26 protein-coding genes and 1 riboswitch are annotated in these 22793 nt (G+C 67.8%); of the genes, 9 read left to right on the top strand and 17 right to left on the bottom strand.

The genetic code is table 11. The features are described from left to right. Positions 1-3 precede the first annotated feature (3 nt). Complete coding sequence (cobW, locus tag BT183_RS09315) at positions 4-1059, bottom strand: cobalamin biosynthesis protein CobW (RefSeq protein WP_072341940.1); 1056 nt, start codon at positions 1057-1059, stop codon at positions 4-6. An 8-nt stretch (positions 1060-1067) separates the two neighbouring features. After that, on the bottom strand, positions 1068-1706 hold the full coding sequence (locus BT183_RS09310) for a HupE/UreJ family protein (protein ID WP_072341937.1): 639 nt from the start codon (positions 1704-1706) through the stop codon (positions 1068-1070). A gap of 55 nt (positions 1707-1761) precedes the next feature. Continuing rightward, positions 1762-1980, bottom strand: a riboswitch (cobalamin riboswitch). Positions 1981-2068: 88 nt separating this feature from the next. Between BT183_RS09310 and BT183_RS09305 the strand changes: the two genes are divergently transcribed. Then, complete coding sequence (locus BT183_RS09305; protein WP_072341934.1) at positions 2069-2323, top strand: DUF2164 domain-containing protein; 255 nt, start codon at positions 2069-2071, stop codon at positions 2321-2323. Between the two features lie 381 nt (positions 2324-2704). Here BT183_RS09305 and msrA read toward each other — a convergent pair whose 3' ends face one another. Further along, positions 2705-3364 carry a peptide-methionine (S)-S-oxide reductase MsrA gene (gene msrA, locus BT183_RS09300; protein WP_072341931.1) on the bottom strand — a complete coding sequence of 220 codons (660 nt, stop codon included), beginning with the start codon at positions 3362-3364 and terminating at the stop codon, positions 2705-2707. 48 nt (positions 3365-3412) lie between these two features. After that, on the bottom strand, positions 3413-3736 hold the full coding sequence (locus BT183_RS09295) for a hypothetical protein (RefSeq protein WP_072341928.1): 324 nt from the start codon (positions 3734-3736) through the stop codon (positions 3413-3415). Between the two features lie 254 nt (positions 3737-3990). Here BT183_RS09295 and imm45 point away from each other — a divergent pair, with 254 nt between their 5' ends. The 6 genes from imm45 to BT183_RS09265 all read left to right on the top strand — a co-directional run bounded on the left by imm45 (position 3991) and on the right by BT183_RS09265 (position 9560). Beyond that, positions 3991-5337 (top strand): Imm45 family immunity protein, encoded by a 1347-nt coding sequence (imm45, locus tag BT183_RS09290; RefSeq protein WP_072341925.1) that lies wholly within the window; start codon positions 3991-3993, stop codon positions 5335-5337. Positions 5338-5468: 131 nt separating this feature from the next. Beyond that, complete coding sequence (locus BT183_RS09285; RefSeq protein ID WP_072341922.1) at positions 5469-5651, top strand: hypothetical protein; 183 nt, start codon at positions 5469-5471, stop codon at positions 5649-5651. 105 nt (positions 5652-5756) lie between these two features. Then, a complete protein-coding gene (gene trpA, locus BT183_RS09280; RefSeq protein WP_072341919.1) occupies positions 5757-6584 on the top strand; it encodes a tryptophan synthase subunit alpha in 828 nt (275 codons plus the stop codon). Between the two features lie 195 nt (positions 6585-6779). Further along, the gene (accD, locus tag BT183_RS09275) at positions 6780-7754 is read left to right on the top strand and encodes an acetyl-CoA carboxylase, carboxyltransferase subunit beta (protein WP_072341916.1); all 975 of its coding nucleotides are present in this window, start codon (positions 6780-6782) and stop codon (positions 7752-7754) included. A gap of 121 nt (positions 7755-7875) precedes the next feature. Then, a complete protein-coding gene (locus BT183_RS09270) occupies positions 7876-8061 on the top strand; it encodes a GIY-YIG nuclease family protein (protein ID WP_425290554.1) in 186 nt (61 codons plus the stop codon). 203 nt (positions 8062-8264) lie between these two features. Continuing rightward, complete coding sequence (locus BT183_RS09265) at positions 8265-9560, top strand: bifunctional folylpolyglutamate synthase/dihydrofolate synthase (protein ID WP_072344521.1); 1296 nt, start codon at positions 8265-8267, stop codon at positions 9558-9560. Between the two features lie 3 nt (positions 9561-9563). Here BT183_RS09265 and BT183_RS09260 read toward each other — a convergent pair whose 3' ends face one another. Genes BT183_RS09260 through znuC form a run of 3 tightly spaced genes read right to left on the bottom strand, consistent with a single transcriptional unit; the run spans position 9564 to position 11618 of the window. After that, entirely contained in the window at positions 9564-9986 is a 423-nt protein-coding gene (locus tag BT183_RS09260) for a Fur family transcriptional regulator (RefSeq protein WP_072341913.1), read from the bottom strand. Then, positions 9986-10816 (bottom strand): zinc ABC transporter permease subunit ZnuB, encoded by an 831-nt coding sequence (znuB, locus tag BT183_RS09255; protein ID WP_072344519.1) that lies wholly within the window; start codon positions 10814-10816, stop codon positions 9986-9988. The genes BT183_RS09260 and znuB overlap by 1 nt, the downstream gene beginning before the upstream one ends. Beyond that, the gene (gene znuC / locus BT183_RS09250) at positions 10806-11618 is read right to left on the bottom strand and encodes a zinc ABC transporter ATP-binding protein ZnuC (RefSeq protein ID WP_244545294.1); all 813 of its coding nucleotides are present in this window, start codon (positions 11616-11618) and stop codon (positions 10806-10808) included. Before znuC ends, znuB begins: the two co-directional genes overlap by 11 nt. 128 nt (positions 11619-11746) lie before the next feature. Between znuC and BT183_RS09245 the strand changes: the two genes are divergently transcribed. Together BT183_RS09245 and BT183_RS09240 are read left to right on the top strand one after the other, a co-directional pair. After that, a complete protein-coding gene (locus BT183_RS09245; RefSeq protein WP_072341907.1) occupies positions 11747-12763 on the top strand; it encodes a zinc ABC transporter substrate-binding protein in 1017 nt (338 codons plus the stop codon). 14 nt (positions 12764-12777) lie between these two features. After that, positions 12778-13680 carry an NAD(P)/FAD-dependent oxidoreductase gene (locus tag BT183_RS09240; RefSeq protein WP_084603419.1) on the top strand — a complete coding sequence of 301 codons (903 nt, stop codon included), beginning with the start codon at positions 12778-12780 and terminating at the stop codon, positions 13678-13680. Between the two features lie 598 nt (positions 13681-14278). Here BT183_RS09240 and BT183_RS09235 read toward each other — a convergent pair. From BT183_RS09235 to BT183_RS09190, 10 genes are all read right to left on the bottom strand, one after another. Further along, positions 14279-14635, bottom strand: coding sequence for a DMT family protein (locus BT183_RS09235; protein ID WP_072341904.1), 357 nt, complete (start codon positions 14633-14635; stop codon positions 14279-14281). Between the two features lie 95 nt (positions 14636-14730). Then, positions 14731-16542, bottom strand: coding sequence for a hypothetical protein (locus tag BT183_RS09230; protein WP_072341901.1), 1812 nt, complete (start codon positions 16540-16542; stop codon positions 14731-14733). Next, entirely contained in the window at positions 16535-18385 is a 1851-nt protein-coding gene (locus BT183_RS09225) for a hypothetical protein (protein WP_072341898.1), read from the bottom strand. The genes BT183_RS09230 and BT183_RS09225 overlap by 8 nt, the downstream gene beginning before the upstream one ends. 95 nt (positions 18386-18480) lie before the next feature. After that, entirely contained in the window at positions 18481-19116 is a 636-nt protein-coding gene (locus BT183_RS09220) for a peroxiredoxin (protein ID WP_072341895.1), read from the bottom strand. A gap of 150 nt (positions 19117-19266) precedes the next feature. Then, positions 19267-19497, bottom strand: a complete 231-nt coding sequence (locus BT183_RS09215; protein ID WP_072341892.1) for a hypothetical protein — start codon at positions 19495-19497, stop codon at positions 19267-19269. 76 nt (positions 19498-19573) lie between these two features. Further along, on the bottom strand, positions 19574-20077 hold the full coding sequence (locus BT183_RS09210) for a CreA family protein (RefSeq protein ID WP_072341889.1): 504 nt from the start codon (positions 20075-20077) through the stop codon (positions 19574-19576). 77 nt (positions 20078-20154) lie between these two features. Further along, positions 20155-20538 carry a YegP family protein gene (locus tag BT183_RS21260; RefSeq protein ID WP_072341886.1) on the bottom strand — a complete coding sequence of 128 codons (384 nt, stop codon included), beginning with the start codon at positions 20536-20538 and terminating at the stop codon, positions 20155-20157. A 125-nt stretch (positions 20539-20663) separates the two neighbouring features. Continuing rightward, positions 20664-21095, bottom strand: a complete 432-nt coding sequence (locus BT183_RS09200; protein WP_072341883.1) for a Crp/Fnr family transcriptional regulator — start codon at positions 21093-21095, stop codon at positions 20664-20666. A gap of 214 nt (positions 21096-21309) precedes the next feature. Next, positions 21310-21924 (bottom strand): DUF1236 domain-containing protein, encoded by a 615-nt coding sequence (locus BT183_RS09195; protein WP_072341880.1) that lies wholly within the window; start codon positions 21922-21924, stop codon positions 21310-21312. 210 nt (positions 21925-22134) lie between these two features. Further along, entirely contained in the window at positions 22135-22572 is a 438-nt protein-coding gene (locus BT183_RS09190) for a Crp/Fnr family transcriptional regulator (protein WP_072341877.1), read from the bottom strand. Positions 22573-22793 lie beyond the last annotated feature (221 nt).

Genomic DNA, 22793 nt, shown 5'->3' with positions numbered 1-22793 from the left:
GCCTCAGGCCGCTTTCGCTTCGGCCTGTCTCAGCGTGGCGATGATGGCCTCGCGCGGCAGCGGGCTCTCGCCGATGACGACGAGGGCGGTCTGCCGCGTTTCCCCGGAACGCCACGGCCGGTCGAAATAGGCGGTGACGCGCGGGCCGACCGCCTGGATGGCGAGGCGGGCGCCGGCGCCGGGAATGGCGGCGAAGCCCTTGAGGCGAAGGACGTCATGATCGCGGATGGCGGTCTCTATGGCCGAAAGCAGCCCGGCCTTGTCGGTGATGGCCGGCAGCGTCAGCGAGAAGCTGTCAAAATCATCATGCTCATGGGTCTCCCCGCCATGCTCGGTCTCGTGATGGCTGGGGCGGTTGGCGATGTCGGCCTCCGATCCCAGGCCCAGCCCGAGGAGCGCGCGGATCTCGACGGCCCCTTCGCGGGCGCGGACGAGGCCGGTGCCCGGCCGCATCTCGGCGCGGAGGGCCGCTTCGACGGTTGCGAGGCCGGCCTCGTCGACGAGGTCGGTCTTGTTGAGCACGACGAGGTCGGCCGAGATCAGCTGGTCCTCGAAGAGTTCGCCGAGCGGGGTCTCGTGATCGAGCATCTCGTCGGACCGGCGCTGGGCGTCGACCGCCGTTTCGTCGCTGGCGAAGCGCCCTTCGGCCAGCGCTGCGGCGTCGGCCACCGTGACGATGCCGTCGATGGTGACCTCGGTGCTGATCTCGGGCCAGTTGAAGGCGCGTATCAGCGGCTGCGGCAAAGCGAGCCCCGAGGTTTCGATGACGATATGGTCGGGCCGGTCGGGACGGGCCAGCAGCGCCTGCATGGTGGGGATGAAGTCTTCGGCCACCGTGCAGCAGATGCAGCCATTGGCGAGCTCGATCATGTCCTCTTCCCGGCAGGTGGCATCGCCACAGCCGGCCAGGATGGATTTATCGACGCCGATATCGCCGAACTCGTTGATGATGAGCGCGATGCGCCGGCCGCCGGCATTGGCGAGAATGTGGCGCACGAGCGTTGTCTTGCCGGCACCGAGGAAACCGGTGACGACGGTGACGGGGATCTTGCCGGTCATTGCAGGCCTCAGGCGATGGCGGGGAGCAGGAGCGATTCCACCGCCTCGAAGGCGAAGGTAAAGCCGATGCCCGCAACCATGGCGCCGGCGAGCCGGGCCGTGAGCGGGGTGCGCGCAGTGCCCAGCGCCTTGAAGGCGAGCATGATGCCGATGGCGATGGCCGCCTGCACGATGGCAAAGCCGAAGAGATAGGCGGCAAGCGGGGTCGCTTCGGCCCCGATGATGCCCTCGGCATAGGCCATGCCGTGGAAAAGCCCGGCCAGCGCGAAAAGCCCGAGTTCGACAGGGCGCACCTTGGTGTGCCCGGCAGCGATGGCGAGACCCAGCGCCAGCACGGAGAGGACGATCAGCCATTCGGTGAAGGCAAAGGAGATGCCCGAGAGGAAGGCGGCGCAGCCCAGCAGCGTGCCCCCGACGAACAGCAGCGGCGCAAAGAGCGGTGCCCCGGCGACGGCGGCGAGCAGCCCGACGGCGACGACGAAGGCCAGGTGATCGAGCCCGATGACCGGATGGGCCATGCCGGTGACGAGGCCTTCGATGAGGCTCGTGGGCGTGTCCCCGCCCATGGCGTGGTGCGCGAAGCTGGGGCTGGAAAGAGCGAAAATGCCGATAGCGGCAAGGGCAAGGCGCGAAGCGGCCTTGGTCATGGCGGTCTCCTTTATCCGTCCACCCGACGGAAGGGATGAGGGGCGGGCTCTTTATGGCCCAGGCGATCGGATGGCAGGTCTCCTGGCTCGCGGTGTCTTTGCCGGATGCGATCCCCTTCCCGGCCCAAGGGCCAGTGGGTGCATGATCGTATCCTCACCACTTACAGTTGCGGGGGCAGCCACGGATTCGGTCCCTGATGGGTACGCCTCGCCGTGTTCCCTTTTGATCCCCTTGCCACAGCGGGCGCGGGGAACCATCACGAAGCCGAGATGTCGCATGCGGGGCGGCGGGGCGTCAATCCCGCGCCGGCTTTACCGGGGCAATGGCCAGGTCTATGCGGGGATCGAAAAGGAGTGCCGCCATGAAGCCGATTGCCCTGAGCCGCGAGGAGACGACCGAGATGGCCGAAAAGCTCAAGGCCTATCTCGAGGACGAATTCGAGCTCGAGATCGGTACCTTGCAGGGCGAGGTCTTCGTGCAGTTCATCGCCGAGCATCTGGGCCCGGGCTTGTACAATCGCGGCCTTGCCGATGCGCAGGCGGCTCTGGCGCGGCGGGTGGAGGATTTCGCCGAGGACGTCTATGGGCTGCAGCAGAAGGTGCCGCGGAGGCGGTGAGGGGGTGTCTGGTGGGTTTGGTGGGTTTGGTGCGCGCGGCCCTCGCCCTTCGACAGGCTCAGGGTGAGGGCCTTTGAGGGCTCAGGGTGGGGGCCTTTGGGGCTCGGTGCGCGCGGCCCTCGCCCTTCGACAGGCTCAGGGTGAGGGCCTTTGGGGGCTCGGAGTGAAGGCCTTTGAGGGCTCAGGGTGGGGGCCTTTGGGGCTCGGTGTGCCCGGCCCTCGCCCTTCGACAGGCTCAGGGTGAGGGCCTTTGAGGGCTCGGCGTGAGGGCCTTTGAGGGCTCGGAGTGAAGGCCTTTGGGGGCTCAGGGTGAGGGGCTCTCGGGGCCCCTTGTGAGCGACTGGCCAGGCCCGGGGTCGGGCCTGGCGCTGTGGCTGTGACTTAGCCCGCGGCGCGGACGCCGGTGCCGATGGGGCAGGAGACGCCGGTGCCCTGGAGGCCGCAATAGCCGTTGGGGTTCTTTTCCAGATATTGCTGGTGGTAAGTCTCGGCGAAGTAGAACGTGTCGGCCGGCTTGATCTCGGTGGTGATGGCGCCGAGCCCGCGCGATTTCAGTGCCGCGCCATAGGCCTTGCGGCTCTCCTCCACCCGCGCCGCCTGTTCGGGCGAGGTGGTGTAGATGGCAGAGCGATACTGCGTGCCCACATCATTGCCCTGCCGCATGCCCTGGGTCGGGTCGTGCTCTTCCCAGAAGGTCTTGAGCAGGGTTTCGAGGCTGATGATTTGAGGGTCGAACACCACCATCACCGCCTCGGTATGGCCGGTGCGGCCCGAGCAGGTCTCTTCATAGGTGGGGTTGGGGGTGATGCCGCCCTGATAGCCCACGGCCGTGACCAGCACGCCGGGCAGTTGCCAGAACAGGCGCTCGGCGCCCCAGAAGCACCCCATGCCGAAATAGATGGTCTCGGCACCCGCAGGATAGGGGCCCTTGAGCGGGGCGCCATTGACGTAGTGGCGCTCGGCCACCGGCATCGGGGTGGCGCGCCCCGGCAGGGCGGTGTCGGCGGTGGGCAGATCGAGCGGCTTCATGCGGAAGAACATCGCGAACCTCTTGGGGTTGCGACGGGAGGGGCGAGGGGCGGCGCCCGCTCAGATCCCGTCTTGGGTCAAAAACGTCCTGCTGCGGCGCGAGCGGCCGGCATAGGCCAGAAGCAGCCCCGGAACCCCGATCACGGCCCAGGCGGGGAAGCCCAGAAGGGCATCCACCCCCTGTTCGAGCAGGGGACCGAAGAGCCGGCTGGCGAGAAAGGCCCGCAGGCCTTCGAGGCTTTGCGGATGCACATCCTGCCACACCTGCCCCAGCGCCGTAATGACCAGTTCGGAGGCCGCGAGGCTGCGCGTGCCATCCACGATCACCAGCACCACCGCCAGGGCGAAAAGCCAGGTTCCGATAAGCCGAATGAAAAGGCGCATTGGGGAGGGTCCGGCCGGTCGAAAAGGGCGGGATCGATGTCCCGCGGGTCAACGCTCCTCTCCTTTTGGCACCCGCAGGCCGCGCGCACAAGCAGCACGCCGAAAGATCGGCATTGGGGCGCCATCCGGCAAGGCCGGTGCCGTGCTCGTGAAGAGTGGCCGCTTTTCTCAAAGCTCCGCTTTGTTCCAACGCTGCCCTTGCCTCGCGGGGGTGACCGCTGCAAGGTGCCGGCCGCAAGGCAAGGGAGGCCGGGATGGCAGGTGGGTTTGGCAAGAGACGGTTCGGCATCGGCATCGTCGGGGCCGGCATGGCGGCCAAGCCGCATGCGCTGGCGCTCAAGGCGCTATCGGAAACGGTCGCCGTGCGCGGGGTCTATCGCCGCGATGCCGCCGCCCGCCACGCCTTTGCCGCCGAATACGGGTTCCCCGAGGCCGAGAGCCTCGAGGCGCTGCTCGCCGACCCCGAAACCGACGCGATCCTCGTGCTGACCCCGCCCAATGCACGGGCCGACATCGCCGCCGCGGCGGCCCGGGCCGGCAAGCACATATTGATGGAAAAGCCGGTCGAGCGCAGCGCCAAGGCCGCCGCTGACATCGTCGATCTCTGCGCGGCGGCGGGGGTGACGCTCGGCATCATCTTCCAGCACCGCTTCCGCGATGGCGCGATCCGGCTCAAGGCGATGCTCGATGCGGGCGATCTCGGGCCCATCCATGCCGTGACGCTCTCGGTGCCGTGGTGGCGGCCGCAGGAGGGCTATTACGACAAGCCCGGCCGCGGCACGCTGGCCCAGGATGGCGGCGGCGTGCTGATCACCCAGGCGGTGCATTCGCTCGACCTGATGCTGAGCCTCTGCGGTCCGGTGGCCGAGGTGCAGGCCATGGCCGGCACCACCGGGCTGCACGCGATGGAGACCGAGGATTTCGTCGCCGGCGGGATGCGGTTCGCCAATGGCGCCTGGGGCTCGCTCACCGCCTCCACCGCGCTTTATCCGGGCGATGCCGAAACCCTGGTGCTCGCCTGTGAAGAAGCGACCGCGACCCTTTCGGGCGGCACATTGACCCTCGCCTGGCATGATGGCCGGCGCGAGCGCATCGGGGAAGCCGGCGAGGGGCTGGGCGGGGGTGGCGCCGACCCCATGGCCTTCCCCTATCACTGGCACGAGCGGCAGATCGCCGATTTCGTTTCGGCCGTCACCGAGGGCCGCGCCCCCCGCTCCACCGGCCGCACCGCCATGGGCGTGCATCGGCTGATCGAGGCGCTGCTGGCCTCGGCGCGCGAAGGCCGCAAGGTTCAGGTGCGCCGCATGCTGAGCGAGATCGATGGGCCGCTGCCCGCCGGCACCATCCTGCGCTTTCCCGGCGGGCATCCTTACGAGCCGATAGTGGATTTCATGGTCGTCGAGATCCCCGGCGGGGAGATCGGGCTTGCGGTGGCCTCGGGTTTTCATGCCGGGCGCATCCCGCAGATCCTGCCGGCCGAGGCGAGCGGGGTGGGCGGGCAGGCGCCCGATGCGCAGTGGCTGGCGCAGAACTGGCAGCACTGGGTGTGGCCGGCCTGCGCGGCGCGCGACGTGGAGGTGCTGGAGAGCCGCGCCCTCTAGATGTCGCGTTTCCGGACGGTGAGCCGGCATGCCGAGGGCGCATGCGAACCATGCAGGCCGCGCCGTTGTGACAGAAGGGCTTTGGCCCCATCTTCGGGGCATCACATCGATGCTCTTGACCGGAGGTCACCATGGCCAGCAATCGTTTCCTCGACCCGATCGTCACGCTGTTTGGCGACATCGGCCGGGCCCGCCACGCCGTCAACGAATATGAGCGCCTCAACCGCATGAGCGACGCCACGCTCGCGGCACGCGGGCTGACCCGCGCCGACCTGCCGGGCCTCGCCTTCAAGGCCGGCTTCGAGCGCGACTGAGCGCCACGGCACGCCTGCCGCTGTTGACAGGGCGGCGGGCTTGCGACCATATCCCCGGCGCAAGGGGCGACAGGCGCCCGCTCAATTGTTGGGGGATCGGCCCTTATGGCCACTCATCGCATCGCGGCCCGCTTCGCCCACTGCGCCGCAGAGAATCGCCCGGCCCTCGTCACCTTCGTGATGTCGGGCGATCCGGACCCCGAGACCTCGGCTGAAATCCTTGCCGCCCTGCCGGAGGCGGGAGCCGATGTCATCGAACTCGGCATGCCGTTTTCCGATCCCATGGCCGATGGCCCGGGCATCCAGCTTGCCGGCCAGCGCGCCCTCGCCGCCGGGCAGACGCTGGGCCGGACGCTCGAGCAGGTCGCGGCCTTCCGCAGGCGCGACGATGCCACGCCCATCGTGCTGATGGGCTATTACAACCCCATCTATATCTATGGCGTCGAGCGCTTCGTGGCCGATGCGCTAGCCGCCGGCGTCGACGGGCTGATCGTGGTCGACCTGCCGCCCGAGGAAGATGACGAACTCTGTATTCCCGCGCTTGCCGCCGGGCTCAACTTCATCCGCCTCACCACGCCGACCACCGACGACAGGCGCCTGCCCGCCGTGCTCAAGAACACCTCGGGCTTTGTCTATTACGTGTCGATGAACGGCATCACCGGGGCGGCGATCAAGAGCCGCGCGGCGGTGGGCGATGCGGTCAAGCGCATCAAGTCGCATACCAGCCTGCCCGTCGCTGTCGGCTTCGGCATCAAGACCGCCGAGGATGCCGCGATCATCGGGCGCGATGCCGATGGCGTCGTGGTGGGCACCGCGCTCTGCGTGGCGCTGGGGGATTCGCTGGTTGACGGCAAGGCGGCGCCCGGCAGTGTCGAGGCCGTGCTGTCGCGGGTGCGCGAATTGGCCCGCGGCACCCGGCAGGCGCGCGCCTGATCGCAGGAGGCGGCGGATCGCCCATGCTGGCGCTTTGCGTCGGGGGCGCCGAACCTCTATAATCGGCCACAATTGGTCACTACCGCCTGCCGGCGATGGCGGGTGGACATCCGGGTTCCGGCGCGTCCGGCATCGGTACATCTGGGCAGCGCAGCGGATGCGCCCGGCCCGTCGAAGGATCGAGGCACTAGGCTCATGAACTGGATCAACAACGTCGTCCGCCCGAAAATCCGGTCGCTGCTCAAGCCCAAGGACACGGTGCCCGAAAATCTCTGGGTCAAGTGCCCGGAATCGGGCGAGATGGTCTTTGCCGGCGATCTCGAGGCCAATCAGTGGGTGGTGCCCAATTCGGGCTACCACATGAAGATCAAGACGACCGATCGGCTCAGGCATTTCCTCGACGATGGCCGCTACGAGGCGGTGCCCCTGCCGCAGGTGGCGCAGGATCCGCTGCGCTTCCGCGATTCCAAGCGCTATATCGACCGCCTCAAGGAAAGCCGCTCCAAGACCGGCACCGAGGATGCGGTGATGGTCGTCACCGGCCAGCTCTATGCCAGCCCGGTCACCGTCGTGGTGCAGGATTTCGACTTCATGGGCGGCTCGCTCGGCATGGCCGCGGGCCAGGCGGTGATCACCGGGCTCGAGACGGCGCTGCGCCGCCGCACCCCGCTCGTGCTGTTCGTCGCCTCGGGCGGCGCCCGCATGCAGGAGGGCATCCTTTCGCTCATGCAGATGCCGCGCACCACGGTTGCGGTTCTGCGCCTGCGCGAGGCGGGCCTGCCCTTTATCGTGGTCTTCACCAACCCTACCACGGGTGGCGTCACCGCCTCCTATGCCATGCTGGGCGATGTGCATATCGCCGAGCCGGGGGCGCTCATCTGCTTTGCCGGCCCGCGCGTCATCGAGCAGACCATCCGCGAAAAGCTGCCCAAGGGCTTCCAGCGCTCCGAATATCTGCATGAGCACGGCATGGTGGACATGGTGGTGCATCGCCACAATCTGCGCTCCACCATCGGCTCGCTGGTCGCCATGCTGACCAAGGTCGACGCGCCCGAGGCGCTGAGCGGCACCCAGACCGTGCAGCCCACCCCCACCCTCATCCAGTCCCGTCCCGCCGAAGGCGACGACGACCTCGTCGCCACCCAGCCCGTCGCCGCCCACGCCGAATAGGGGGTTCGGTGACGACGGACAAACAGTTCGTCGTCTCCATCATGGCGAGCGGCCTCGATGGCACCCTCTACGTGGGGTCACCGGCGACCTGCGCCGCAGGGTCTGGGAGCATCGCAACCATGTGGTCGCGGGCTTCACCCGGCGCTACGATGTCACGCAGCTCGTCTGGTTCGAACCCCACCCCGACGCCCCGTCTGCCCTTGTGCGCGAAAAGCGGATCAAGGCGTGGCGGCGCGCCTGGAAGATCGCATTGATCGAAAAGACCAACGCCTATCGGCATGATCTGTTCGGCGACCTGACGTTTTGACGGGAAAGGTTTTCAGGCTGTCGATCGTGCGTCCCCCGCCGTCATCCCGACGAAGGTCGGGATCCAGTTGTTCGGGGTCGGGCTGAGCCGTCGATCGGCGCGGTGTGCGCTCGAAAGGCCAGCACACTGGATCCCCGCTTTCGCCGTGATGACGGGGGGAGTACAAGGCGTTGCTCCGCCATCCTGCCAATTCGGACGCCCTGATGTCCCGCACCGACGCCATCCTTGCCCGCCTTTTGACGCTCCATCCCAAGCTCATCGATCTGGGGCTTGATCGGCAGCGGCGGTTGCTTGATGCCATGGGTAATCCGGAGCGGCGGATGCCGCCGGTGATCCATGTCGCGGGCACCAATGGCAAGGGTTCGACCATCGCCTTCCTGCGCGCCATGCTGGAGGCGGCGGGGCTGGCTGTGCATGTCTATACCTCGCCCCATCTCGTGCGCTTCAACGAGCGCATCCGGCTGGCCGGTGAACTGGTTTCAACGCGCCGGCTCAACGCCACGCTCGAGGCGGTCGAGGCCATCAATGCCGGGGCGCCGGCGACGTTTTTCGAGATGACGACGGCGGCCGCCTTCCAGCTCTTTGCCGAAACCCCGGCCGATGTGCTGCTGCTCGAAGTGGGTATGGGCGGGGAGTTCGATTCCACCAATGTGGTCGAAAAGCCGCTCGGCACCATCATTACGCCCGTGGCGCTCGATCACCAGCAGTTCCTCGGCAATACAGTGGGCGAGATCGCCGTTGCCAAGGCAGGCATCCTGAAGCGCGGGTCGCTTGCCGTCATCGCCAGGCAGGAGGATGCGGCCCGCGACGTCATCGCCCGGCGCGCGGCGCGGCTCGGCGTTGTCCCGGTTTACGCGGGCGAGGATTTCGAGGGCCATGAGGAGGCCGGACGGCTGGTGTTTTCGGACGAGAAGGGCCTTCTCGACCTGCCGCCGCCGGCGCTGTTCGGCCCGCACCAGTTCGACAATGCCAGCCTCGCGATTGCGGCGCTCCGGCATTTCGGCCTGCCGGTGTCCGATGCGGCGATCGCCGAGGGGCTCAAGCGGGCGCAATGGCCGGCCCGCATGGCAAAGCTCTCCGAGGGCAGGCTCGCTGCGCGCCTCACGCCGGCGCAGGAATTGTGGCTCGATGGCGGGCACAATGCCCATGGGGCGGCGGCGCTGCGGCAGGCGCTCGACCGGCTCGATGCGCAGCGCAAGGCGCCGCTCGTTTTGATCGTGGGGATGATGAACACGCGGCGGCCCGAGGATTTCCTCGCGCCCTTCGCCGACACGGCGGTGGCGGTGCACGCACTGGCGATCCCCGGGGAAACCAACGCGCATCCCGCTGCCCGCATTGCAGGGGTGGGGCAGGCGCTGGGGCTGAGGGCCACTGCCGAGCGTTCGATCGGCCGGGCTTTGGCGAAGGCTGGTGCGGTGGAGGGCGCCCGCATCGTCATCTGCGGCTCGCTCTATCTTGCCGGCCATGTGCTCGATGCCAACGGCACCCCGCCCAGGTGAGCCTCAGGCGGCTTTGGCCTGGCACTCCTTGCAGCGGCCGCGCAGTTCGATGGTGGTGAGCCGGGGCGTGAAGCCGGCCGCGCCGGCCCAGGCGGCGAGGCCTTCTTCCACCGCGTGATCGTGGAATTCGTCGACCCGGCCGCAGGTTTCGCAGATGGCGAAGGCGGTGGTGCCGGTGGCATGGCCCTCATCGGCGCGATGCTCATGGGCATGGGCGCAGGCGACGAAGGCGTTGAGCGATTCGAGCCGGTGCGCGAGCCCCAGTTCCACCAGCTTGTCTAGCGCGCGATAGACCTGCAGCGGCGCGCGCAGGCCTTCCTCGCGCAATTGATCGAGCAGGCCATAGGCGGAAACCGGCGCATCGGCACGGGTCAGCCTGTCGAGCACGAGCGTCTGGTTGCGGGTGAGGTCGTGGCGGGCGGCCATCAGGGTCTTCCGGTCTCCGTCGGGGTGGGGGCGGCGCGGATATCGCGCCGCTGCGGCACAATAAGCGAGGCGAGGAAAAGTACCAGCGCCGCGACCACGATGCTCGGGCCCGATGGCGTATCGAAGGCAAGCGAGCCATTGAGCCCGCCCACCACCGCCAGCCCGCCGATGCCGGCGGCATAAAGCGCCATGCGCTCGGGCGTCAGCGCCAGCCGCCGCGCGGTGGCCGCCGGAATGATCAGCAGCGAAGTGATGAGCAGCACGCCCACGAGCTTCATGGCAATGGCGATGACCAGCGCCATCAGCAGCATCAGCAGAAGCCGGGCCCGGCCGGGATTGAGCCCTTCGGCCTCGGCGAGTTCGGCATTGACGGTGGCCGCCAGCAGCGGCCGCCATTGCCAGACGAGCAGCGCGAGGATCAGCGCCCCGCCGCCATAGACCAGAGCGATATCGGGCACCGAGACCGCAAGGATATCGCCAAAGAGGAAGGCGTTGAGGTCGATCCGCACCCAATGCATCAGCGCCACGATCACGAGGCCGATGGCGAGCGTGGAATGGCTCAGAATGCCCAGAAGCGCATCGGTGGAAATGCGGTTGCCGCGCTCGAGCAGGAGGAGCAGCAGCGCCACCAGCGCGGCGATCGCGAAGACCCCGCCGGCCACCGGCAGGTCGAGCAGCAGCGCGAAGGCGACGCCCAGAAGCGCCGAATGCGCCATGGTATCGCCGAAATAGGCCATGCGCCGCCAGACGATGAAGCAGCCGAGCGGCCCGGCAACCAGCGCTACCCCGATGCCGGCGACGAGCGCGCGCGAGAAGAAGTCACCGAGCATGGCCGGCCCCCTCGTGGTGGTGGGCGTGGTGGTGATGGTCGTGATCGTGATGATGATGGCCGTGCCCGTCGGCCACGCGGCCATCGGGCAAATGGGTATGGTCGTGGTCGTGGCGATAGATCGCGAGGGTCTGGGCGGCGCGGGGGCCGAAGAGCTTGAGATATTCGGGGCTCTGCACCACCGATTGCGGCGAGCCGGTGCAGCAGACATGGCCGTTGAGGCAGACCACCGTATCGGTAGCCGCCATCACCACATGCAGGTCATGCGAGATCATCAATATGCCGCAGCCGGTCTCGTCGCGGATGGTGCGGATCAATTCGTAAAGCGCCACCTCGCCCGAAAAATCCACCCCCTGCACCGGCTCGTCGAGCACCAGAAGGTCGGGCCGGCGCAGCATGGCGCGGGCGAGCAGCGCGCGCTGGAATTCGCCGCCCGACAGCCCCTGCACCGGAGCGTCGGCGAGATGGGCGATGCCGACGGACGCCAGCGCCCCGGCGATCGCGCGCGGGGCATGGGCGGCGGTGAGCGTCATCAGGCGCTTCACCGTCAGAGGCAGCGTCCAGTCGATGGCGAGCTTTTGCGGCACATAGCCGATGGTGAGGCCGGGCCGGCGCGTCACCCGGCCGCGATCGGGGCGCAGCACGCCGGTGACGAGCTTGGCGGTGGTCGACTTGCCCGAGCCATTGGGGCCGATCAGCGTCACGATCTCGCCGGGCCTGACGCTGAGGTCGATGTTCTCCACCAGCCAGCGCCCGGCGCCGCGCACGCCAGCGCCCTCAACTTTCACCAGCGTGTCGCTCATATCCCTGTCCGGCATCTCTTTTATGGCCCGCCTTGCGGGAGCCGACCTCATACGTTATAGCGTAACGCTCCGATAGAGTAATGAAATAACATTTCGTTCGTCTCGCGCCTGCATTCAAGAGGACCGCCATGCCTTCGCTTCCCCGCCTCGCGCTCGCTTTCACGCTTGGGCTCTCCGCCCCCAGCCTGGCGCTCGCCGCCCCCGATGTGGTGGCGACCACCAAGCCGATCCATTCGCTGGTGGCCATGGTGATGGGCGATGTCGGCACGCCGCGCCTGCTGGTTGGCGGATCGAACTCGCCCCACACCTATGCGCTGCGCCCCTCCGATGCCGGCGCGCTCGAGGCCGCCGACATGGTGGTGTGGACCGGGCCGGGCATGGAGCTGTTCCTGACCCAGGCGCTCGAAACCCTCGCCATCGATGCCGATGTGGTGACGCTGTCCGAAACGCCGGGCCTGTCGCTGCTGCCCGTGCGCGAAGGCGGCGCCTTCGAGGCGCATGGGCATGGCGAGGGCGAGGGTCATGACCATGAGGCGGAGAGCCATGACGGCCACGACCATGAAGAGGAAGGGCACGACCATGAGGGGCATGATCATGAGGGGCATGATCACGCCGGGCATGACGACGAAGCCTTCGACATGCATTACTGGCTCGATCCGGAAAATGCCCGCCTGATGGTGGGCGAGATCGCCCGCCGCCTCTCCGCTGCCGATCCGGAAAATGCCGCTGCCTATGCCGCCAATGCCGAGGCGGCAGATGCCGCTCTTGCCGGCCTCACGGCCGAGATCACGGCAAGCCTTGCGCCGGTCTCGGACCGGCCCTTCATCGTCTTTCACGATGCCTTCCATTATTTCGAGGACCGCTTCGGGCTCACCGCCGCCGGCTCCATCACCGTCACCCCCGATGTGGCGCCGGGCGCCCAGCGCATCACTGAGCTGCGCGAGCGGATCGCCGAAAGCGGGGCCGCCTGCGTCTTCGCCGAGCCGCAATTTTCGGCCGCCGTCGTCAACACCATCATTGAGGGCACGGCGGCCCGCACCGCGATCGTCGATCCCGAGGGCGCGACGCTCGCCGAGGGGCCTGATCTTTATCCCCAGCTGCTGCGCGCCATTGCCGCCAGCATGTCGGCCTGCCTTGCCGGCTGAAGGAGAGCGCACGTATGCCAGAAATCGATGACGTGCTGGTCGTCGGGGGCAGCTTTGCCGGGCTTTCGGCCGCCCTGCCGCTGCTACGGGCCCGCCGCCGCGTCCGCATCGTCGATGGCGGGCTGCCGCGCAACCGCTATTCGCCTGAAGCGCACACGGTGTTCGGCTTTGATGGCGTGGCGCCGCACGACATGCTCGCCACCGCCCGCCGCCAGGCCCAGGCCTATCCCACGCTCTCTTGCGAGCAGGATCTCGTCGTTGCAGCTGAACGGCAGGGCGAGGTGTTTGCGGTGACGCTGGAGAGCGGCGCCGTCCGCCGCGCCCGCCGCATCCTCCTCGCGCATGGGGTCAGCGACCAGTTTCCCGACCTGCCCGGGTTTCGGGAGTGCTGGGGGCTCACGGTGCTGCACTGCCCCTATTGCCATGGCTATGAGCATGCCGACCGGCATTGGGGGGTGATGATCGATCCGGCCTTTCTCGAACACGTGCTGCCGCTCTATCGCGAATGGACAGGCCGCATCACGGTGTTCTCGAACGGCCGCCCCATGGGCCCCGAGGCCGAAGCGGTGATTGCGCGCTTCGCCATCCCGGTCATCGCGGCCCCGGTCACGGATCTGCTGCACACCGATGGGGTGATCGCGGCGGTAAGGACCAGCGATGGCGCGCGCCACGCCGTCGACGTGCTTTTTGCCCCGCCACCGGTCAGGCCTTCATCGCCGCTGGCCGAGAGGCTGGGCTGTGCGCTGAAGGCGGGGCCGCTGGGTCCCTTCGTCGAGGTCGACGCGATGGGCGCCACAAGCGTCTCGGGCGTGTTCGCGGCGGGGGACCTCGCCAATCCCATGCAATCGGTTGCCGGGGCACTGGGTTCGGGCGCCCTGGCCGGCGCCGCGCTGCACCGCTCGCTGCTGGGGTTTTGAGGTCGCTTTACGTTTGCCTTGGGGGCGGAGCGCTAGGTGAATGGGGCTTGCGATCTCGCGTGGGGCAAGGCCCCCTCACCCTGGCCCTCACGCCATTCGAGCATAGCTCTCATGGCCTTCTCCCCTCAAATCGCTCCGCCGGAGCGATTTGGCCTGCGGCACGGCTCGAAGCCCCAAAGGGAGAGGGGACGCAGGAGCCGAGGCATGCGGGAGAGTGGAGAGACCTCATGGTGAGGAGGCTCGCAGAGCCGTCTCGAAGCACGAGGGCGACTGGCGCGGGAGTTGGCGACATCCCCACCGGGTCGTTCCTGCGGAAGCAGGGACCTCTGTTGACCGGGAGCGCATTGCGAACGGAGGTTCCTGCTTTGGCAGCAACGACAGTGGAGGGGGGTGTGCCCGGCCCTCGCCCTTCGAGACGCCCCCCTCGGGGGGCTCCTCAGGGTGAGGTCCTTTATGAATTCCACGAGAGACCTCATGGTGAGGAGCGGCGTAGCCGCGTCTCGAACCACGAGGCCTGGAGCATAGCACTTGCCCCTGCCCTTCGAGACGCGCCTTAGGCGCGCCTCAGGGTGAGGTCCTTCTCTAGCTGCCTATCCCCTCAGCGGATGGGGCCGCGGAAGATGAAGAAGGCGCCCAGCGCGATGAGGCCGAAGCCGATGCCGTGGTTCCAGGTGAATTTCTCGCCCAGGTAGAACACCGCGAACAGCGCGAAGACCGAGAGGGAGATGACCTCCTGGATCGTCTTGAGCTCGGCGCCCGAATAGACGCCATAGCCGATGCGGTTGGCGGGCACGGCCAGCCAGTACTCGAAGAACGCGATGCCCCAGCTGATCAGCACCACCACCCAGAGCGCCGCGCCGGGAAATTTGAGGTGCCCGTACCAGGCGAAGGTCATGAACAGATTGGAGGCGATGAGCAGCGCGATGGGCGCGAGGGTCGGGACGTTGAGGCCCAATTGAACACCGGTTGTGGCGAATCACCGCCACGCCGGCGGCTTTTTCTCATTCAGCCGTTCGGGCGGCCCGCGCAAGACACGTCTCTGCATAGGCATCAGGAGGCCGCTGGCAGCACGGCATAGATGCGGAGCGGCGAGCCAGGCAGGGACTGGTCGACGAGCCAGTCGGGCAGGGTGCCGGATTCGAAGAGCCGCACCAGCGCCCCCGGATCGGTGGAGGGCAGGCCGCGCATTTCGTACATGGCCGGACAGGTGACGATGAGCCCGATGCCGCGGCGCGTCAGGATCTCGCGCGCTTCCTCGAGCGGGGCGTTGAGGACGCGGTAGGCGTCGAGCACGCCTTGTCCGTTGCGGTGATAGGGCGCCGCGACCACCTCATGATGGGTTTCGAGCAGCAGATGCGCGCCCAGATCGACGGGCGTGAGGATGCGCTCGGGCGGCAGGGCGCCGAGATCGGCAAAGGCCGGGGGCAGGAGGCACGGCGTCTTGTCGGGGGCAGGGGCCGAGGCGGTTGCGGTGCTGACCGGAGCGGCGGGCTTGACCCAGTTGGTCACCACCTGCACGGCGGTGCCGGCCGAGGCCAGCCAGATCACCACCATGGGCAGCGCCACCAGCGGATTGCGGTGCTTGAGATAGAGCATGCGGGCCGCAACGATGAGCCCGGCGCCCCCCGCCACCGCCAGGGGCGCCGCGAGCCGGGCGGCGCGGATCTGGGTGAACATCAGCGCAATCGCGATGGCGAGCATGAGGCCATAGACCAGCCAGTCGCGCCGGGCCTCGCCTCGGGTGAGCCCCAGCATCACCAGCACGCCGGCGAGGGCAACGCCCGTCGGGATCAGCGAGCCCATGACATAGATGCGGAAGCGCTCGATCGATTCGTGCAGCGGGCGGGCCTCGGTGATGCGCTCGATCCAGTTGTCGATGAGCCAGGGGTCGAGCATGCCATAGGGCCCGGCCCGGCAGGCGGGGAAGAGCCAGACGACGAAGCCGGCGGCAACAATTCCCAGCACGCCGCCGATGACGAGCCGCATCCACGGGCCGCGCCGGGCCACCACCGGCAGGGCGAAGAGCCCGAGCGCCACCGCCAGCACGAGGGTTGCGACCAGATAGGTCGCCGAGATCATGTCGCAGGCGGTTTCGAACCAGCGATCGGGCAGCCGGGTCAGCATCAGGTGCAGCGCGGTGCCGGTAAAAAGCGATACCCCGTAAAGCGCCATGGGGCGGCCGGCGCGGGCATCGAGCAGGTAGGCGAGCCCGAGCCCGGCGGCAGCGGCGATGACGAGCGGCAGCGCCTCGATGCCGATGGCAAGCCCGGTGGCGCCGATGAGCCCCGCGCCGATGGCCCAGCCGGGCCGTCGCAGCGCATTGAGGGTGGCCAGCGCCAGGGCCAGCGCCAAAAGGATCTGGATATTGTGGTGATCGACGCGGCCGGGGACGAATTCGGCCTGCACGGCGGGCGAGAACAGCGGCAGTGCGACGCCGGGCAATTGCGCGGCGGGGCCGGCCAGCCGCATCGAGAGTGCCCCGGTCAGCCAGACCATCGGCACGAGCAGAAGCGCCGGCCAGAGATAGCCCAGAACCGTCTCGGCACCGGGGCCGAAGAGCGGGCGCAGCCCCATGAGCACGAGCCCGATCGCCGCATCGAGCAGGCGCGACCAGTGCAGTTCGGCGCCGAAGGGTGTGTTGAGCCGATGCTGGACGAGATCGAACCAGTTCTGCCCCGACAGCAGATCGCGCACCGTGACCATGCGCATGGCATCGTCGGTATCCTGGAACAGCGGGCGCGATCCGGGGGCGAAATAGAGCCGGCTCGAAAGATAGGCGGCGCCCATCAGCGCCACGAGCAGCACCAGCCGCCAGTCGGGCGTCTCCCGGGGCGGACGGGCGGTGGAGGAGGGCTCAGCCATGAGAGGGGCGGTCCGCGATATTGGGGCTCAGCACGGGTTTTGCCGGATGCTCCTGCTCGGCATAAACCACCGTGCCGACCGGCAGCACGCGCAGGATCTGCAGGGCATCGTCAGGCGCGGTGAGCGGCACGAGCCAGGTCCAGTGTCCGCCCGCGCGATAGGTGGGGCCGAAGGCGCCCTCGGGGGCATCGCCGGCGCCAGGCACATCCGGAATATGGCGGCAATAGACGACGTAATCGATGCCGCGCGTGGCGATGATGCGCCGCGCCGCCTCCATGCTGCCCCCGAAAAAGGTTGCGGCATCGGCCTGGCCGGGGCCGGAGCGTCCGTCGCCGGCCGCAACGACGTCGTGGGGCGTGTAGCGCAGCACATGCGCCCCGATGGGCGGGGCGGCCATGGCGCGGCCCTGCGGCAGGGCAGCGAGACGGGCATAGCTCTCTTCGACGAGGCACTGGCTGCCGGCCGGCTGCACGAGCAGGGGAATGGGCGGCACCGTGCCATCGCTGCGCGCCGGCGCCATCAGCACATAGCCGGCATGATGAAAGAGCCCGCCAAAGGCGAGCCAGAGCACGAGCACCTGCGCCCCGCGCAAAACGCTCTCGCGCCGCGCGAACGCCGCATGCGCACGGGCGATGAGGGCGGCGGAAGGCACGACGGCCAGCGCATCGGCGAGCCCGACGAGCCTCAGGTCCACCCCCGTGAGCAGGAGCGCCAGAACGAGGAAGGCCAGAACGATGAGCCAGCCGGCCCGGCCCCGCGCATCGGCAAGTACGAGCCAGAGGCAGGCGAGGCAGCCCAGCACCGGGGCGATGACGAGGGCGGCGGTGGGGAGCGGATCGGCGAGCACTTGCCCCAGCAACGGCCCGGCGGCGATGGCCCCTTCGAGCCCCGGCAGGCCGCCGCCGCTCCAGCCGGAAAAGCAGCTGCGCTGGCTCGAGAGCGTCAGAAACGCGGCGACCCCGCCCAGCGCGACAAGCGCTACGAGCCGCAATGCCCAGGCCTGGCGCCGGACGCGGATCTGGCTGGCGGTGAGGAGGGTGGCGGCGGCAAGGAGGCCCGCGACGAGGTGGCTCGACGAGAGCCGGTCGCAGGCGACCACGAACCAGGCGGCGCGCGGCGTCGATGCGAGGAAGTGCCCGAGGAGCCCGACGGCGAAGGCGAGGGCGAAGAGCCGCAGCGCCGCGACCCCCGATTCCCCGCGCACGACCCATCCGGCCGCGATGATGACGATGGCGAGCACCGCGACGGGCAGGGCACCGACGCTGAGCGCGACAGAGGTTGCGGCCACGAGACCCGCCAGCGCGCCGGAGATCGCGAGCGTCCGCGCCCCCACCAGCGCGAAGACGAGCAGCGGTATCAGCACGAGCAGCAGCGTTGCGTCGCCCGTGCGGCCCGGTGCGAAGCTGGCGAGCAGCACCAGCGAGATCAGCGGCAGGATCAGCGCCGGCAGCAGCCAGGCGCCGGGCATCAGCGTGCGCAGCAGCCCGGCGGATATACCCATGAGGGCCAGCAGAAGAAGCAGGGGCCAGATGATGGCGGCCAGATCGGCAGCATCGGCGGCCGGCATCAGGAGCCCGAACAGCGCCATGAGGCCGGTCAACGGCAGGTCGGCCAGAGGCGTGCCCACGGCCGGGGCGCCCAGAGGGGTATCGAGGCGGGGCAGGCCCTGAAGCCAGCCCTGCCCGCGCAGCAGCCATTCGGCACTGGCCATGCGCAGGGCATCGAGTGCCGAAGGGTGCAGCGGCAGGGTTTCGGCCGAAAGCCAGGCGCGCGCCGCGAGCGCGGCAGAAACCAGCGCCCACAAGACGATACCGAGCCAGATGCCGCTGCCGCGTACCCTCATGCCGCCCTCCGCCGACTGCTCTTAAAGCATTTCGGCGGAAGGTCTAACCGTTCAATTGTGGCAATACCGTCCGAGGATCGGGAAAGCCGGCCCGATCAGCCCTGCGGCTGCGGCACGATGCGCAGATAGGGCTTCAAGGTCTTCCAGCCCTGCGGGAACTTGGACCTCGCCGCCTCGTCGGAAACGGCGGGCACGATGATGACATCCTCGCCCGACTTCCAGTTGACCGGGGTGGCCACCTGGTGGCGCGCGGTCAGCTGAAGGCTGTCGATGACTCGCAGCACCTCATCGAAATTGCGCCCCGTGGAGGCGGGATATTCGATCTTGAGCTTCACCTTCTTGTCGGGCCCGATGACGAACACCGAGCGCACGGTGAGGGTGTCGTTGGCGTTGGGATGGATCATGTCGTATTTGCGCGCCACTTCGCCATTGTGGTCGGCGATCAGCGGGAAATTGAGCTTGGTGCCCTGCGTTTCCTCGATATCGGCGGCCCAGCCCTCATGGTTCTCGAGCTTGTCGACCGAGAGGCCGAGCACCTTGACGCCGCGCTTGTCGAATTCGGGCTTGAGCTTTGCGGTATAGCCCAGCTCGGTGGTGCAGACGGGCGTGTAGTTCTTGGGGTGGCTGAAGAGCACCGCCCAGTGGCCATCGATATAGTCGTGGAAACGGATGCGGCCTTCGGTGGTGTCCGCCTCGAAATCCGGCGCGATGTCGCCGATCAGGATTGCCATGGTGTGCTCCTTTTTGCGGCCGCCAATAGCGGCGCGTCCCTCGTGACCCAATTATATCGGGGTTATGGCCCGGAACGGCACCCGGCCCGAGCGAAAACTTTTGGCAAAAGCGCAAGGGTCCGCGCCAAGGCTTTGCCCAGCCCGATGCTCTCAGAGCATGCGCTGTCCGGCATCGATCCAGCCGTTGAACCACTGCTTGAGCGTAGGGTCCTGCATGGCGGTGACGAACAGCACCGGCATGAAGGCGAAGGCCAGTGCGATCACCGGCCGGGCATGGAGCAGCCGGGCGATCAGATAGAAACCCACCATGAAGCAGACCATGACCACGATCTCGGTATCGTGGCGCTCGATATGATCGATGTAGCGGCGGAGCAGGTCCATCTCGGAGGCCTCCTCGAGGCCGGGTCAGCGCTGGGGCGACGCCCGCACACTCTACCGGCCCCGCCTTAATGGGGGCTTACAGGCTGCTTTCGACCGGGCGGCCATTGGTCCAGGTGACCTCTGCATCGCCCAGCGGCACGACCGAGACCGACATCTTGCCCGAGCCCTGCTGCAACTCGCGCGCATGGGCGAGGTAGATCAGCGCGTTGTTGCGGGCGTCATAAAGGCGCGAGACGCGCAGGCTCTTCCAGATCAGGCTGCGGTTCTCGCGAAAGATCTCCTCGCCGCCGCGCCGCGTGGAAATGTCGCCCACGGTGATGGGACCGGTGGCGCTGCAATCGAGCGCCGACCAGGAGGGATCCTCGAACCAGTTGCCCTGCTGCAGCCGGTCGATCAGGCTGCGGTTGAAATAGGCGACATGGCAGACGACGCCCGAGACCTCGGGATCGGCGACCGCCTCCACCACCACGTCATTGCCGGTCCAGTCGACAGAGACCGAGCCCACCTCGCGTGGGTCCGAGCAGGCGGCAAGACCGGCGAGCGCGAGCGCCGCGAGCGGCAGGAGAACGAGGCGGTTCATGGCGGCCAACCTTGTGCAAGGAGCAGGGAGAGCAGCATATGGCCCCGCCCGACCCCCTGCGCAAGCGGCTGCCCCGGTCAGTCCTTGGAAACCGTCATGTCGAGCGTTTCGGCCAGGGGCGCGTTCTTCTTGATCGAGGCGATGGCGTGGCGCGCGCTCGATTTGCTCTTGTAGGTTTCCGAGCGCATCATGGTCTCGCCATTCGCCGCCACGAAGCGCACGAAGGCCTGGCTGTCCTTGGAGGCAACGATCTCGAAGCGATAGCCCTTGGGCGCCTCACCCTCCCTGGCAAGGTCGAAGACGGCGGCATCGGGTGCGTTTTTCTTTAAAGAGTCGATGCAGTTCTTGGCGCTCGCCTTGCCGGCATAGCTTTCCGACCAGACGATGACTTCGGCATTATAGCCGAACTGCACGCCGAACTGGTCATTGGCGCGGGCGACGATCTTGAATTTGTGCGGCATGACGCGGCTTCCCTCACATCTCCGGCCGGAAATGTCCGGCCTTGCTCCCCCGAGCCAAAGACTAACCGGTCGGCCGGGAAATGGAAGAGGGGCGCTCGGGCCAGTTCAGGCCTTAGCCAGTACAGTCAGACCTGCGGATCCGACCAGTGCGCGATCATGGTCTGGGGCAGGACGAAGGCTTCTGCCTCCGCCGCTTCGGCATCGCGCGCCGCCAGCATGGCGGTGGTGGTGTTGACACGCTGCGCAAGCAGCCGGGCGATCTGCAGGAGCCAGCCCGGATTGGCCTCGAGCATCGCCAGCGCATTGGCGATGACGAAGACCTCGACCTCGGTGAGCGCCTTGACGGTGGCTGAATGCGGGATATCGAGCAGAACCGACATTTCCCCGAAGATCGAGCCGGGGGTACGGATGGCCAGCACGAAACTGCCGTCGCGGATGACTTCGACTTCCCCCGAACGCAGCACATAAAGCTTGCCGGTGCGCCCGCCCTGCTCGATGAGCGTCATTCCGGGCGCGAGCCAGTCGCGCTGCAGCCACTCCGCATTGTCCTGAGCCATGGCGTCGTCTCCGCTGAGAGAACCATGTTAGCGCAGCGCGATCGCGAAGTCGCGCCTGTTGGCAGAGAAGAAAAGAAAGCGCCGCCCGGCGAGGGATGCCGGGCGGCTGAACGGTCAAGGGCAGTCTGGGGGGAACCGCCATCGACCGTAACTGGAGCTTTTCCGCAAGGCGAACCGGTCGTCGGTTCGCCTCGGGAACCGCTATGGAGCGCTATCAGCGAACCCAGATGATGGTGCGCGAGGCGCGATCCACGAGGGCCGGACGGCCATCGATATAGACATAGCCATAGGCCGGATCATCCGGCACGGGGGCGAACTCGACATTGTTCTCGAGCACATAGCCCGGCCCGATATTGCCCGAGATGGTGACCGACGCCGAGGGATTGGCCTCGACATAGGAGATGGCCCGCTCGGAAACCGCATAGCCGGGCGACTGGACGATCTCGTTGGTCGCCAGATCGACGATGTAGACGCGACCATTGGCGTAGAAATAGCCGAAGTCCGGATCGCCCTGGATCGGGTAGACGGTGACCCCATCGGTCACCACGGCGCCGACTTCGATGCCGCCATCGATATAGATCGGGTCGACCGGGTTGTTGCCGGCATAGGCCACCGATTCTGCCGAAACCGCAGCTTCGCTACCGATTACGGCACCGGCAAAGCCACCGATGATGGCGCCGACCGGCCCGCCGAGAAGGAAGCCGATGGTGCCGCCCGTCGCGCCGCCGGCGGTCGCCCCGCCAACGGCCGCGCCATTGGACTGTGCCATGGCCGGAGCGGCCATGCCGAGAGCCAGAACGGCAACGCCGGCCAGAAGGATCTTCTTCATTGTTCTTATTCCTTTTTATCTGACGCCGCGTTGCGACGCCGAGGGGCTTGTCCCCGCCCTGTGGCCTGACAACGAGAAGCATGGCGGATCGTTCCCGCACCAAGAGCAGGAGGGATCGATAATGCTGGGTCGAGAGGGTGGTGTCCCTGCGATCGGCTCGGATGAGGGGTGCGGCTGCCCGTCCCGACCCCCGTGGCGCGCAGGCGCTGGTCAGGCCTTCTGGCCAGTCAGCGTGCGGAAGAGGGTTTCGAAAAAGCCGCGCTGGGGATCGCCGGTGCCGGCCGCCTGGAGTTCGACGAGCATGGCGGTGGTGCGCTGCAGCCGATCGGCGAGCAGGGCGCCCACATGCAGGGCCATGGCCGGCCGCTCTTCGAGCCATTCGAGCGCATTGTCGATGACATAGGCGGAAACGTCGGTTTCGGCGCGGACGGTGGCGGTGTGCGGAGCCTGAAGCAGCGTCGCGATCTCGCCCAGCACCGTGCCCGGCTCATCGAAGCGGATGACGGCGGTGCCCTTGCGCACAACCTCGACCGTGCCTGAGGCGATTACAAACAGCCGTCCCGTCTGCTGGCCTTCGGCAATGAGCACGGCCCCGGCGGGGAAGCGGGTGATGGGATGGTCCTTGAAGCGCCAGAGGATCTCGGTCATCGCGATGGCCCGGCTGATGGGGATGGGTGATCATGCCGGAAGGCGCGGGGCGGGGGAAGGGGGCTGGGAGGAGGCACCAGGTTTTCTGGAGGGTGCCGATGCCGGGGGCCTTGCCGGATATGGTAGTGTTGCGGTGCCGGGCAGGAAGTGGCTCATGGTGAGGAGCGGCGATAGCCGCGTCTCGAACCATAGGGCGCGGCGGGGACGGCGCAAGCGGCCCT

This window comes from Devosia enhydra, from assembly GCF_900119845.1.
Lineage (GTDB): Bacteria > Pseudomonadota > Alphaproteobacteria > Rhizobiales > Devosiaceae > FPKU01.
The sequence above is the reverse complement of the archived record's forward strand: the minus strand, read 5'-3'. Positions and strand labels throughout refer to the sequence as shown.